Annotated in this window: 1 protein-coding gene; it reads right to left on the reverse strand. The window is 68.7% G+C overall.

Annotated elements, in window-relative coordinates; genetic code table 11:
- Positions 1-265 (reverse strand): ABC transporter ATP-binding protein (locus IF37_RS0138720; RefSeq protein ID WP_030754659.1); only part of this gene is annotated, 265 nt, incomplete at both ends.

Genomic DNA, 265 nt, shown 5'->3' on the forward strand with positions numbered 1-265 from the left:
CATGACCGCGACGCGCTGGGAGAAGTGCCGCACGATCGCCAGGTCGTGGGCGATGAAGACGAACGCGATGCCCAGTTCCCGCTGCACCTTCTGGAGCAGATTGACGACCTGGGCCTGGATGGAGACGTCCAGCGCGGAGACCGGCTCGTCGGCGACGATGAGCTTCGGCTCCAGCGCCAGGGCGCGGGCGACGCCGATGCGCTGGCGCTGGCCGCCGGAGAACTCGTGCGGGAACCGGTTGTAGTGCTCGGGGTTGAGACCGACG

The sequence above is a fragment of the Streptomyces sp. NRRL S-31 genome, from assembly GCF_000718775.1.
Taxonomy (GTDB): Bacteria; Actinomycetota; Actinomycetes; order Streptomycetales; family Streptomycetaceae; genus Streptomyces.